12 protein-coding genes are annotated in these 13,232 nt (G+C 63.1%); 8 read left to right on the forward strand and 4 right to left on the reverse strand.

Annotation, left to right across the window (positions count from 1 at the left end; translation table 11 throughout):
* Positions 1–3: 3 nt before the first annotated feature.
* The 3 genes from ECTHA_RS0114340 to argH all read right to left on the reverse strand — a co-directional run bounded on the left by ECTHA_RS0114340 (position 4) and on the right by argH (position 4,243).
* Positions 4–2,145: a 3'-5' exonuclease gene (locus tag ECTHA_RS0114340; protein ID WP_025280183.1), complete on the reverse strand. Its 2,142-nt coding sequence runs from the start codon at positions 2,143–2,145 to the stop codon at positions 4–6.
* A 52-nt stretch (positions 2,146–2,197) separates the two neighbouring features.
* Entirely contained in the window at positions 2,198–2,578 is a 381-nt protein-coding gene (locus tag ECTHA_RS0114345; RefSeq protein WP_025280182.1) for a response regulator transcription factor, read from the reverse strand.
* Between the two features lie 264 nt (positions 2,579–2,842).
* Positions 2,843–4,243 carry an argininosuccinate lyase gene (argH, locus tag ECTHA_RS0114350; RefSeq protein WP_025280181.1) on the reverse strand — a complete coding sequence of 467 codons (1,401 nt, stop codon included), beginning with the start codon at positions 4,241–4,243 and terminating at the stop codon, positions 2,843–2,845.
* A gap of 90 nt (positions 4,244–4,333) precedes the next feature.
* On the opposite strand from argH, the gene ECTHA_RS0114355 reads away from it, so the two are divergent.
* The 8 genes from ECTHA_RS0114355 to ECTHA_RS0114390 all read left to right on the forward strand — a co-directional run bounded on the left by ECTHA_RS0114355 (position 4,334) and on the right by ECTHA_RS0114390 (position 12,720).
* On the forward strand, positions 4,334–5,407 hold the full coding sequence (locus ECTHA_RS0114355; protein ID WP_025280180.1) for a sensor histidine kinase: 1,074 nt from the start codon (positions 4,334–4,336) through the stop codon (positions 5,405–5,407).
* Positions 5,407–6,141 (forward strand): LytR/AlgR family response regulator transcription factor, encoded by a 735-nt coding sequence (locus ECTHA_RS0114360; protein WP_025280179.1) that lies wholly within the window; start codon positions 5,407–5,409, stop codon positions 6,139–6,141. Before ECTHA_RS0114355 ends, ECTHA_RS0114360 begins: the two co-directional genes overlap by 1 nt.
* Positions 6,142–6,324: 183 nt before the next feature.
* The gene (hemC, locus tag ECTHA_RS0114365; RefSeq protein ID WP_025280178.1) at positions 6,325–7,293 is read left to right on the forward strand and encodes a hydroxymethylbilane synthase; all 969 of its coding nucleotides are present in this window, start codon (positions 6,325–6,327) and stop codon (positions 7,291–7,293) included.
* Positions 7,290–8,123, forward strand: a complete 834-nt coding sequence (locus ECTHA_RS0114370; protein WP_029762141.1) for a uroporphyrinogen-III synthase — start codon at positions 7,290–7,292, stop codon at positions 8,121–8,123. Before hemC ends, ECTHA_RS0114370 begins: the two co-directional genes overlap by 4 nt.
* The gene (locus ECTHA_RS19125) at positions 8,116–9,627 is read left to right on the forward strand and encodes a uroporphyrinogen-III C-methyltransferase (RefSeq protein ID WP_084307027.1); all 1,512 of its coding nucleotides are present in this window, start codon (positions 8,116–8,118) and stop codon (positions 9,625–9,627) included. Before ECTHA_RS0114370 ends, ECTHA_RS19125 begins: the two co-directional genes overlap by 8 nt.
* 3 nt (positions 9,628–9,630) lie before the next feature.
* Positions 9,631–10,920 carry a heme biosynthesis HemY N-terminal domain-containing protein gene (locus ECTHA_RS18475; protein WP_025280175.1) on the forward strand — a complete coding sequence of 430 codons (1,290 nt, stop codon included), beginning with the start codon at positions 9,631–9,633 and terminating at the stop codon, positions 10,918–10,920.
* Positions 10,921–11,130: 210 nt separating this feature from the next.
* Positions 11,131–12,072: an NAD-dependent epimerase/dehydratase family protein gene (locus tag ECTHA_RS18480; protein ID WP_025280174.1), complete on the forward strand. Its 942-nt coding sequence runs from the start codon at positions 11,131–11,133 to the stop codon at positions 12,070–12,072.
* Positions 12,073–12,159: 87 nt separating this feature from the next.
* Positions 12,160–12,720: an LbetaH domain-containing protein gene (locus ECTHA_RS0114390; RefSeq protein ID WP_025280173.1), complete on the forward strand. Its 561-nt coding sequence runs from the start codon at positions 12,160–12,162 to the stop codon at positions 12,718–12,720.
* A 60-nt stretch (positions 12,721–12,780) separates the two neighbouring features.
* Here ECTHA_RS0114390 and ECTHA_RS0114395 read toward each other — a convergent pair whose 3' ends face one another.
* Positions 12,781–13,191 carry a DUF4168 domain-containing protein gene (locus ECTHA_RS0114395; RefSeq protein ID WP_025280172.1) on the reverse strand — a complete coding sequence of 137 codons (411 nt, stop codon included), beginning with the start codon at positions 13,189–13,191 and terminating at the stop codon, positions 12,781–12,783.
* Positions 13,192–13,232: the final 41 nt, after the last annotated feature.

The following is a 13,232-nucleotide window of genomic DNA, read 5'->3' on the forward strand; positions in this document are numbered from 1 at the left end:
CGATCAGGCCCCCGCCGCCGAGCCGCTGCTGTTCTGGTGGGTGATGCTGCGCTCACGCTGGCGCAACTGGGCGGCCATGTTGGAGGAACGCATCACTTCGCCGAAGGTCTTGAAGCCCTGGGACTGCAGCCGTTCCACCAGGGTCACCAGCAGGTGGGCGGTGGCGATGGCATCCCCGAGTGCGGTATGTCGGCCGGTGATCTGTATCCCGTAGCGTTCGATCAGGGCATCCAGGGAGTGGTCCTCGTCTTCGTCCTCCACCATCACCGACAGCAGCAGGGTATCCAGCACCGGGTTGTGGAAGCTGACGCCGCAGCGCTTTTCCTTGAGGCTGATGAACTTCATGTCGAAGGCCGCATTGTGGGCCACCATCACGGCGTCGCCGACGAAGGTCTTGAACTGGGGCAGCACCTCGGTGACCGGGGGCTTGCCTGCCACCTGGTCGTCGGTGATGCCATGGAAGCGGATCGACGCGGGCGGGATGGGGCGGCCGGGGTGGATCAGGCGCTCGAAGGTCTCGCCACTGAGCACCCGGCCCTTGACCACGCGCACCCCGGCGATGGAGATGATCTCGTCCCCTCCCATGGGATCCAGGCCGGTCATTTCGCAGTCGAATACCACGAAGGTGAGTTCGTCCAGAGGTGTGGCGGCCAGCTCCGGGTCGCCCTCGTGTTCGCGCATCAGGCCGAAATCGTAAAACTCGGGCCTTGGCGGCAGACGGTCGCCCTCGGGCAGGAACTGGGGCCTCTTGGGCGCGATCATGGGCAGGCGCAGCAGGGACTCACCATTGCGGCCACATGACTGGCTCCATAACTCAATGCCATGGCGCTCCAGCACCTCGCGGATGGACTGGTGGGCCAGTTCCTCACCGCAGGAGGTGTCCAGCCAGTTTTCCAGGGCGCTGGACGGCACCGGCGGCCCTTGCCAGGAGAAATCCATATAGACACGCCGATCCCCCAGCAGGGTTTCCACATAGAACGTGCTGGCCCGGGAGAAACGCACCAGGTGGCGCAGCAGTCTCTCGATCACCTGCACCAGGGAGAGGCTGTCCCCCTGGATCCACAGGGGTTGTCCCACCGTGACCAGCTTCACCTCGGGCAGATCCTCCAGACGCCGGGCCACACAGTTGACCAGGTCGGTGCTCAGGAGATCGGACATGGGATAGCGCCCCAGGGCGTGGCCGCGGAAAACGCTGGCCAGTTCGTCCACATGCCGACTCAGTTCCTCGCTCTCGGCGCGCAGCACATGATCGAACTGGCGGCGTTTTTCCTCGGGCATATCCGGATGGGCCTCGATGGTCTCTGCGGCCGCACGCAGATTGGCCACCCCACCACGCAGATCCACGGTGAGGGCGCGACGCACCGCATCCACCTGGGTCATCATTTCCAGCTCGCTGGAGATGTCCACCAGGGTGATGAGATAGGCACTGGTGTTGCCATCCGGATCCAGGATCAGTGACATGCGCCCCTGCAGCATGCGGGTGGCCGTGGCATCGGTGCACACGAAGGAGGCCGACAGGTCCTCGCCACTGCCTTCGGCTTCGCGGCGCCGCCACTCCAGTCGATCCAGGGTGTGCATCACCGGTGCCCTGGAAATCACCTGGAACAGGGGCCGCCCCAGACCCACCGCCTCGGGGGTTTCCAGGATGGAAACGGCTGACTGGTTGTAGAGCAGCATCTGGTGATTGCGGTTGCATACCAGCACGCCCTCAGTGAGCCCCTGGAGGATCACCTCGAGCCAGGTCTTCTGTTCGTTGATCTGCGCCGTGGCGGTGGCCATGGCACTGCGCACCTCGCGCCGGGAACTGCGCAGTGAAAGGGCAAGGGAACGTACCGACTCGGGCAGATCGCCCAGGGCATGATGGGGCGGACTGGTCACCTCGGTGTCGGCATTACGGGATTCCAGCAGCGCCCGCACGTCGCGGCTGATGCGCCGTGCGGGGCGGAACACCAGCCGACGCACCACGAACCAGACCAGGTACACGGGCACCGCAAACGCCAGCGCCCCCACCAGCGGGGGACCCAGCCACGCGCTCGGGAGCTGGCCCTGGCTGATGACCTCCCAGTTGAACACGGTCACCAGGGCTGCGTAGGCGAACCCCAGCAGACAGGCGAAGAGCAGGGCGATGAGGGTGCGTTTATCCACGGAGTCGATGGCCTGGCTGCTGGCTGGGATACAGGTCGGTCAAGGGCCCGGATCAGGCGCCATCATCCGGCATGTAGTCACGCACGCGAGCCACGACCTCGCGGGTGGAAAAGGGCTTGGTGATGTAGTCATCCGCCCCCATGGCCAATCCCTTTTCCTGCTCGATCTGCCGCCCCTTGGCGGTGAGCATCAGGATGCGCACATTCTTCCAGTCCGGATTGGCGCGGATCGTCTGACAGACATCATAGCCATCCCGCTTGGGCAACATGACATCCAGCAGGATCACATGGGGTGGTCGTTCGCGCACGGCTTCCAGGGCGCTCTCGCCATCACGGGCGACGCGCACGTCGAAACCTGCCTCTTTCATCAAAAATTCCAGTGAGAGGACGATATTGGGCTCATCATCCACCACCAGTACGGATTGGGGTGCCATCTCCTCCTCCTTATATCCTCACCATGCCGTGCGTCTCGATCTTGCCCGCCGCCACTAGAGGGCGGCGTGGTGGCGGCCATTCAAGGGCCGCTGGGTGGACGAATCGGCTTGCTTTGGTGTCTTGTCTTGCGGTGTGCAGAACTGAACCCGATGGTCTATTAACCTCTGGCTATAAGGTCAAAATAGCACAGCCGGAAGGGGGCGTCATGACGGGAACGCGCCCGTACGCACATTTTATAGAGCCCCCTTACACAACCGGAGCGCTCAGCTTCCGCAGTCCAGACGGGTTCGCGCTTCCCGGATACGCTCGCGAACCTGGACTGGCGCGGTGCCACCATGCAGGTTGCGGGCAGCCACCGACCCCTGCAGGGTCAGCACCTTGAACACATCATCCTGAATCACGGATGAAAACCGTTGCAACTCCTGCAGATCCATCTGGGACAGGTCACGACCTGTTTCCACCCCCAGGCGTACCGCGCGGCCCACCACTTCGTGAGCATCACGAAAGGCCATCCCCTTGCTCACCAAGTAATCGGCCAGGTCGGTGGCGGTGGCAAAGCCACTCCGGGCAGCGGCCTCCATGGCCTCGGCGCGTACCTGAACATGGGGCATCATGTCGGCAAAGGCGCGCAGGCTCCCTGCCAGGGTGTCCACGGTGTCGAACAGGGGCTCCTTGTCCTCTTGATTGTCCTTGTTGTAGGCCAGCGGCTGAGCCTTCATCAGGGTGAGCATGGCAATGAGGTTGCCGTTCACCCGGCCCGTCTTGCCCCGCACCAGTTCCGGCACATCCGGGTTCTTCTTCTGGGGCATGATGGACGACCCGGTGCAGAAGCGATCAGGCAGGTCCACGAACCCGAACTGGGCGCTGGCCCAGAGGATGAGTTCCTCGGAGAAGCGCGACAGGTGGGTCATGATCAGCGCGCCAGCGGCGCAGAACTCGATGGCGAAGTCCCGATCGCTGACCGCATCCAGGGAGTTGTCGGACACCCCCTCAAAGCCCAGCAGTTCCGCAGTGTAATGCCGATCCAGTGGGTAGGGGGTGCCGGCCAGGGCGGCCGAGCCGAGGGGCATGACGTTCACCCTGCGCCGGCAGTCCAGCAGCCGGGCGTGATCCCGCTCCAGCATCTCGAACCAGGCCATCATGTGATGACCAAAGGTCACCGGCTGGGCGGTCTGCAGATGGGTGAAACCGGGCATGACGGTCTCGGCCTCGCGCTCGGCCAGATCCAGCAGGCCTTGCTGCAGGCGGCGGATCTCCGCCAGGATGCCGTCGATGGCCTCGCGCAGGTACAGACGGATGTCGGTGGCCACCTGATCGTTGCGGGAGCGCCCGGTATGAAGCTTCTTGCCCACGTCGCCAATGCGCTCGATCAGCCGGGCCTCCACGTTCATGTGGACATCCTCCAGGCTCACCGACCACTGAAAATCGCCGGCTTCGATCTGCGCCAGGATCTCTCCCAGGCCCTGCTGGATCTGCTCGCATTCACCATCGCTGAGCACGCCCACCCGGGCGAGCATGCGCGCATGGGCACAGGAGCCTTCGATGTCGTGTCGGTACAGGCGCTGATCAAAGCCCACCGAGGCGGTGAAGGCCTCCACGAATTGATCGGTGGGTTCGGAAAAACGTCCGCCCCAGAGTTTGTCTTGTGCTGGCTTTTCGCTCATGGGTCATGCATGCCTTATGTTCATTGGCGCGGAGTATATCATTGGGATAACGTACCCTGGAGGATGGCCCATGCAACAGACCTTCACCCCATGACAATCATCCCGAGACACACACGAAACGGAAGCACTGCAAGCAGCCATCGCGCCTTCCTGCCGGATTTCTGCGAAAGCCGCACGGTCTTCGTGGTGGTACTCATGGCACAGCTGCTGGCCTTCATCCTGGCCCTGGCATCGGAGCCACGACCCCAGGGATTCTGGGTCAACCTGGCGTTGACATCGCTGTTTGTGCAGTGGGTGGCCCTGGGCACGGTGTTCACCCTATGCCTGAATCGGCGCTGGCTGCGGCGCCTGCGTCCCTTGAACGCTGCGGTGGCCGCCTGGCTGATCATGCTGGCAGTCACCCTGGTGTTGTCCGTCATCGCCCTGCAGCTGTCACATCATCTGGGATGGTACACCCTGGGTTCGGGCTTCCCGGTGGATGAATTCCTCATGCGCACACTGGCCGTGAGCGCCATCGTCTGCGCCGTGGCGCTGCGCTATCTGTATGTGCAGAAGCAGTGGCAAGAGAACGTGGAGGCCGAGGCCCGCTCCCGGGTGCAGGCCCTGCAGGCCCGCATTCGCCCGCATTTTCTGTTCAACAGCATGAACACCATCGCCAATCTCACCCGCAGCCAGCCGGAGCAGGCGGAATCCACCGTGATGGACCTGGCCGACCTGTTCCGCGCCACCCTGTCCACCAAGGACAGCGTCACCCTTGACGAGGAGGTGGGTCTGACACAACGCTATCTGCGGATCGAGGCCCTGCGACTGGGGGATCGCCTGCGGGTGAGCTGGCGCATTGATGACTCGGTGCCCATGGATTACCCCATTCCCAGTCTGACGCTGCAACCCCTGGTGGAAAATTCCATTTACCATGGTATCGAACCCCTGACCGAGGGCGGCACGGTGACCGTGGAGATACGACTGCGGGATCATTATCTGCATATCATGGTGGAAAACCCGTTACCGCCGGAAAAGGAACGCAATCAAAGGCCCGGCAACCGTTTCGCGCAGGAAAGCATCCGCCAGCGACTGGCGCTGGCCTATCGGGGCGAAGCGCGCATGGAGACGACCCAGGGTCAGGAACGCTATCGTGTGGATATCTCGCTGCCCAGGAGGAAGTGATGAAGGTGCTGATCGTGGATGACGAGCAACCGGCCCGTGAGCGGCTGGCCTCTCTGCTGGAGCGGATGCCGGATTACGAGGTGGTGGCCAATGCGTCCAATGGCCTGCAGGCGGTAAGGCTGGCCCAGCAACTGGAACCGGACATCGTCCTGCTGGACATCCGCATGCCGGGCATGGACGGCCTGGAAGCTGCCAGCCACATCGCCGAGATGGAGACTCCGCCCGCCGTCATCTTCATCACTGCCTACGAGGGTCACGCCATTGAGGCCTTCGAGACCCACGCGGTGGGTTACCTGCTCAAGCCCGTGCGTCAGGAGCGCCTGCAGGAGGCCCTGGAGCAGGCCGGCCGGCCCAACCGGGCGCAACTGGGACACCTTCAGGATTCCACCCACCAGAGTCGCACCCGCAGCCACATCTGCGCCCGGGTGCGCGGCAACCTGGAACTTATCCCCGTGGAAAGCGTGCATTATTTCCAGGCGGATCAGAAATATGTCACCGTGCGCCACGACGAGGGCGAGGTGCTGATCGAAGAGCCCCTCAAGGCCCTGGAAGAGGAGTTTGGCGAAGACTTCCTGCGCATCCACCGCAATGCCCTGGTGGCAAAGAGCCGGTTCTGCGGCATGGAAAAGAACAACCAGGGTGGCTTCGAGGTGGTACTCAAGGACTCGGGCGAGCGCCTGGAGGTCAGTCGACGGCACGTGGCCGAGGTGCGCCGTTTCCTGAAGACCCTATAACGCCTTTTTTGGAATTTTGAACGACGATCGAGGCCTGGAAGATCCAATGACCGGGCCTGGGTCAAGTAAAGTTGACAGAGACCGGTCTGCCCCGTGTGTTGAAAGGCAGACATAATGTATGGTTGCGTTGTACGATACCGCAAACCTTCAACACGGCCAGATTACGCGAGCTTCTACCCGCCCATGCCCAAGACTGAACTCAAGATCGCCACCCGGAAAAGCCCTCTCGCCCTGTGGCAGGCCGAAGAGGTGTCCCGCCGGGTCAGAGCCCTGTTCCCGGATGTGCAGGTCACACTGGTGAAGATGTCCACCCAGGGTGATCGCATCCTGGATACCCCGCTGGCCAAGGTGGGCGGCAAGGGCCTGTTCGTGAAGGAACTGGAAACAGGGCTGCTGGAAGGGGACGCGGACATCGCCGTGCACTCCCTCAAGGATGTACCCATGGAGTTGCCCGAGGGCCTGGAACTGCCCGTGATCCTGGATCGCGAAGACCCCCACGATGCCTTCGTCTCGAATCATTACACCTCTCTTGAGGAACTCCCCGAAGGGGCTCGCGTAGGCACCTCCAGCCTGCGGCGGCAAAGCCAGTTGCGGGCGCGGTTCCCCAGCTTCCAGGTGCTGGATCTGCGCGGCAACGTGAACACGCGCCTGGCAAAACTGGACAACGACGAATACGACGCCATCCTGCTGGCCTCGGCCGGACTCAAGCGTCTGGGATTCGGTGAGCGTATCACCCGGGTACTCAGCGCGGAGGAGAGCCTGCCGGCCATCGGTCAGGGTGCCATCGGCATCGAATGCCGCTGCAATGACCCGGATGTGATGGAACTGATCGGGCCCCTCAATGACCCGGACACCAACGTGAGGGTCACGGCCGAGCGGGCCTTCAACCATCGCCTCAACGGGGGTTGTCAGGTGCCCATCGGCGGCTACGCGGAATTGCGCGACGACGGGACTTTGCACATGCGTGGCCTGGTGGGTGAACCTGATGGCTCGCTGGTCTACCGGGCCAGCCTGGATGGTCCACGCGAGAAGGCCCACGAACTGGGTGTGGCCCTGGCGGAGCAGCTGCTGCGCGAAGGAGCCGACCGGATCCTCAAGGATCTGGGCCTGAACCCCGCCGAACTACCCAAAAGTCAAAACCCGATGTCATGAGTTCAGTAGAAGCCAGGGCAACAGCCCCCAGGGAAGGCGCCGCGGGCCCGCTGCAGGGGGTGACCGTGATGGTGACCCGTCCGGCCCACCAGGCAGATCGTTTCTGCCAAATGGTGGAAGAGTCCGGCGGGCAGGCCCTGCGCTTTCCCACGCTGGAGATCAAGGAGGCGCGTGACACCACCGCCCTGGATGCCCTGATCGACAGGCTTGAAGACTTCCACATCGCGGTGTTCGTCAGCCCCAACGCCGTGAACCGGACCCTCAACCGGATCCATGGAAGAAGGCAGATGCCTTCGGGGCTGAAACTGGCCACCGTGGGCCGCAAATCGGCCCAGGCCCTGGAGCGGCTCGGTTATCAGGTGGACATCTGCCCGCCCAGCCGCTTTGACAGTGAGGCCCTGCTGGAACAACCTGAATTGCAGGACATGCAGGGACGGGAAGTGGTGATCTTCCGGGGCGACGGGGGTCGGGAACTGCTAGGTGCTACACTCACTGCTCGGGGGGCAAGGGTGACCTTCGTGGAGTCCTATCGTCGCGGCCTGCCGGATGCGGATACCGACCGGGTGCTGCGACAGTGGTCCCGTGGGGACATCCATGTGATTGCGATCACCAGCAGCGAGGGGCTGCGCAACCTCTACGAAATGGTAGGCAAGGTGGGGCAGTTCTGGCTGCGCGGCACACCGCTCGTGGTGGGCTGCGAACGCATGCTGGACACGGCCCGGGAGATGGGCTTCAAACAGACCCCAGTCGTGGCCGCAGACCCCAGCGACGAGGCCATGCTGGAGGCCGTGCAGAAATGGGCTGAAAAGAGGAAGCAAACTCATGAGTAGACAAAGATCGAATCCAAAGGCCAAAGGCGGCGCCAAGCCAACGGCGACCGGGGCGGGCACCCCGGCTGCCAAGACGAGAACAAGGAGCCGTGGCAAGGCCTCCGGCAACTCCCTGAGCGCCGCGGCCAAGACGGATACAGTGGCGTATAACGCCGATTCCAAGGACAAGGACGCACTTTCCGGCCAGGTCGGCACCAAGCCTGCGGACCAGGCCGGGGCAGACAAAACCCAAACCCCAAAGCCCGAGGCATCAAAACCCGTGGACAACAAACCTGAAACTTCGAAAGCCGACTCGACAAAGAGCGGGTCCGACAAATCCGAACCCGTAAAGGGCGCTGCCGCGAAGACGACCGCGGGTAGCCCCGGTGCCGCCAAGCCGGCCAGCCCGGCCCCCGGTCAGGGTGGAGGTGGCGCAGGCCGTACGCCGCCGCCTCCTTCCGGCGGTGACAGCAACGGCCGCAACAGCAAGCTGCCGCTGATCGTTGGTGGTGTTGCCGTGGTGCTGGCCCTGGGCATCGGCATGAATGCCTCCTCGAATGCCAACAAGGCGATGGAGATGGCCAACGAGGCCAACGACCGCCTGAGCAGCGCCCTGCGCGAGCTGGCCGAGATCGAGGAACGTACCCAGGCACTGCCCGAAACCATCAGCCGCATGGAGACCCAGGTCAGCGAACTGGAGGGTGATGTGCGCGCCGAGCTGGAGAAGGCCCTGGAAGAGGCCCGCACCGAACTGGCCAGCATTGAGGAGCGTCAGCAGCGTCGTCTGCAGACCCTGGAAGAAGGCCTGGGGGCCATTCAGGACGAATCCGAGCGTCCGCATCGCGAATGGCAAACCGCCGAGGTGGCCTACCTCCTGGGAATCGCCGATCACCGCATCAACCTCATGAGCGACGCCAAGGGTGCCATTGCGGCACTGAGATCGGCCGACAACATGCTGCAGGCCATGGGCGATCCCAAATACAGCGACGTACGCGACGCCATCGCCGAGGAGATCGCTGCCCTGGAAGGCTTCGAGGGCACCAACGTTCAGGAAATCGTTGCTGAACTGGACAAGATCACCGAAGAACTCAAGCCCATGCCGCTGCAGAAGCCGGAAACCGAATCCGGTGGTCGTCTCTCGCTGGTCAACGGTGAGGCTCCCAACGGTGACTCCCCCTGGTGGGAGCGTGCCTACTATCAGGTGGTCTCCGAGTTGAACCAGCAGGTGACGGTGCGCCGTCACGATCAGGCCGTGCGTTCCATGCCTGATGCGGATGCCGAACTGTTCATGCGTCAGGTGCTGGCGCTGCGCATCGAATCCGCCCGCCTGGCGGCGCTGCGCAACAACGAAGCCGAATATCGCGAAAACCTCCAGAGTGCCCGCTCCCTGCTGGCGGAGTACTTCGCGTCCGAGCCGGTCGCTCCTTTGATGAAGCGTCTGGAAGACCTGGAAAAACGTGATCTGCGCCCCGAGCAGCCTGAAATCGGCAAGTCGGCTGAGCTGCTGGCTAAGCTGGAGGGTTAATCAATGAAATCTCTTATCGTCATCTTTCTCGTATTGATCGCATCGGCGATCGCGACCCTGTTGTTCATGGAAGAGCCGGGATACGTGCTCTTCGCCTATGGTGACATGAGCGTTGAAACCAGCATGGCCTTCTACATTGTGGCCATGGTCGTCGCGCTGCTGGTGCTCTATGGCGTCATCCGCTTCCTGGTGGGCCTGTTCGGTCTCCCCGGCAACATGAGTGCCCGCCGCAAGCAGAAGAAGGCCCTGGCCTGCCAGAAGGGCCTGGCCCTGGGCATGGCAGAGATGACCGAAGGTCGCTGGCACAAGGCCGAAAAGCTGCTGGTGCAGTCGGCGCGCCGTGGTGATTCCCCCACCCTGAACTACCTGTCCGCGGCCCGTGCCGCCCAGGCCCAGGGCGCCTATGACCGTCGCGATGAGTATCTGCGTCAGGCCTCCCAGGCTGAAGCCGGTGCCGAAGTGTCGGTTGGCCTCACCCAGGCCGAGCTGCAGCTGGACCACGGTGAGACCGGTCCTGCCACCAGCACCCTGCGTCACATGAATGACGTGGCCCCCGGTCATCCCCAGTTGCTGCGTCTGCGGGCTCGGCTCTACCGGGAGACCGGCGACAGCGCCTCCCTGCTGAACGTGCTGCCGGAGTTGCGCAAGGCCAGGGCCCTGGACAACGAGGCCCTGAACGAACTGGAAGCCGAAGCGTTCTCTGCACGGGCAGCCGAGCTGGCCTCTGCCGGTGACCTGGGCAAGCTGGAAGGTACCTGGGTCAGCCTGCCCAAGACCTCCCGCAGCCGCAATGAACTGGTGGAGCCCTATGCCCGTGCGCTGATCAACCTCAATGAGCCGGATCGTGCCGAAGTGGTATTGCGCAGCAGCCTGAAGCAGAAGTGGAATGAGCGTCTCGTGGAGCTGTATGGTCAGCTCAACGTCAACGACACCAACCGTGCCATCAGTGTGGCGGAAGGCTGGCTGCGTGAGCATCGTCGCGATCCGGTGCTGCTGCTCACCCTGGGTCGTCTGTGCAAGAAGGGCAAGGCCTGGGGCAAGGCCCGCGGCTACCTGGAATCCAGCGTGAATGCCAAGCCCACGCCCGAAGCTTACCGTGAGCTGGGCGAGATCCTGGATCAGGTGGGTGAAGAAAAGCTGGCTCAGGATGCCTACCGCAAGGGCCTGCAAGTGGCAGTCGACGGCAGCCTCTCCGAGCCGGTGGTGCCCGTGGCACCCAAGCCCGAAGCGGGCAAGCCACTGCCCGGTCGTCGCCGCGGCAAGATGGGCCAGCCCCGACTCTCCAGTGCCTGATCTCAGGCAGGGACTTCCGGCACGGTCCGCACAGGGCCGCGTCGGCCCCTTGAAGGCGCTGGACACAGCCAAGGCTTGATCCAGATGAATGAAAGGCCATCCGCCCAGGCGGATGGCCTTTTTTTTGGGTAAAACCTGGCCCCTCAGCCCGGACAGGGCCTTCCCCTAAACGGTATAGTCACGCAAAGCCAGTCAATCAGGAGAACGATGATGAAACCGGTACTGATCATGGGCTGCGGCTATGTGGGGGAGCGCGTTGGACACCGCATGGCTCGCGAGGGGCGCCGGGTCATCGCCGTGGCCCGGAGCACCGAGCGGGTAGAGGCCCTCAAGGCCATGGGTTTCGAGACCTTCCAGGCCGATCTGGATACCGGTGAAGGCCTGGACGAACTCCCCATGGCCGGTTGCCTGGTACTGCACAGCGCGCCGCCCCCCAACGAAGGGCGGGTGGATCCAAGAACCGCCAGATTCACCGAATCATGTCGCCGCCAGCCACCCGAGAAGATCGTCTACATCAGCACTACCGGGGTTTATGGGGACCAGGGTGGAGCCCAGGTGGACGACCTCACTGAACCCTCACCCATGACCGATCGCGGGCATCGCCGGCTGGATGCAGAAAAGCGCCTGAGCCAACTCATGGCCGAGGCGCGCATCCCGGTAGTGGTGCTCAGGGCCCCGGGGATCTACGGCCCCTTCCGGCTTCCACTGGCTCGCATCAGGGCGGGGGAGCCGGTCATCTGCCCCGAAGAATCCGGCCCTGGCAATCGCATTCATGCCGATGATCTGGCCACCCTGTGCGCGGCCGCCCTGGATCATGGCCCGGAAGGGCAGACCTACAACGTGGGGGACAGTGACCATCGTTCCATGACGGATTTCGTCTATGCCGTGGCTGATGCCGCAGACCTCCCGCGCCCCCCCTGCGTCAGCATGGCAGAGGCGGAAAAGGTGCTCAGTCCTGGCATGATGTCCTTCCTTCGGGAGTCACGGGTCGTCGTCGCAGGGCGGAGCCTGGTGGATCTCGGGGTGGACCTGCAGTATCCGCGGATGGAAGCGGGTATCCGCGCATCGCTCAAGGTGGAGGAGGGTGACGACACGCTGGATGACTCCGAGATCACGCCGTACCACATCAGCCGCCGCCACACACCCGGATGATATCCAGGCTGGCGGTGGGGCAATTGCCTTGCCCCCTCAACGGTGGCAGCATGGCGAACCTTTTCATACTGACGCGAGGACACACGCTTGATACGCAAGAATCCCACAGGCCATCTTCCCAAAGTGGCTGAGTCCGCATTCGTGGACCCCACAGCGATCCTCTGCGGCAAGGTGGTGGTGGGGGAGCATGTCTTCATTGGGCCCTATGCCGTGATCCGGGCCGATGAACTCGATGCTCAGGGTGAACTGGAGCCCATCATCATCGGCGACAATTCGAACATCCAGGACGGCGTGGTGATCCACTCCAAGTCCGGTGCCCGTGTGGAGATCGGCGAGAAGACCTCCATTGCTCACCGCTCCATCATTCATGGCCCCTGCAAGGTGGGGAGCCAGGTCTTTATCGGCTTCAATACAGTGCTGTTCAACTGTTCGGTGGGGGCAGGGTCGGTCATTCGCCATAACTCGGTGGTGGAAGACTGCCACATACCGGAATCCTTCTACGTCCCTTCCACCAGCAATATCCACTCGGACACCGACCTGGAAACCATCGAGTCGGTCACGGCGGATGCTTCAAGCTTCTCGGAGGATGTAGCACAGACGAACGTGGGCCTCGTGCAGGGCTACAAGCGGATTCAGAACGAACTTTAAGGGGAAGCCAGGCCGCCGGCATGAGCCGGCCGGCCTGGAGCAGGTAGACCGCAGCCAGGATTACATCCGCTCGGCGGCCATCTCCTGGACCTGCTGGAGCATGGCCGGGTCGTTCTGCAACGACATGGCCACCTGATTGTACTCATCCACACTCATGCCTTCCTGCTGCACGGCGTTGATCATTTCCTCCTGGGCCTCCTGCTGCAGGGCCTGGGCCTCGGCCTCGTCCGTTACATCCTGGAGCTGCTCGGCAAAGTCATCGCGGATATGCTGTACGGCCACAAAGGCATCCACGAAGCGATCCAGGGTTTGGGGATCCACTTGGGGAGCCTGCTGCTGGTCCATGCCCGGGGGCTGTTGCTGCTGGCCCTGGAAATCACCCTGCTGCTGGGCCACGGCGTGGCCACCCACGCCCAAGAGGCCGGCGATGGCCACGGTGAGGGACAGGGTGCGAAGGGGATGATGTTTCATGCGGTTTCTCCTGGTGAAATTAGCGTTACGTCTTGGATATG

It is taken from the genome of Ectothiorhodospira haloalkaliphila ATCC 51935 (assembly GCF_000633935.1).
GTDB lineage: Bacteria > Pseudomonadota > Gammaproteobacteria > Ectothiorhodospirales > Ectothiorhodospiraceae > Ectothiorhodospira > Ectothiorhodospira haloalkaliphila.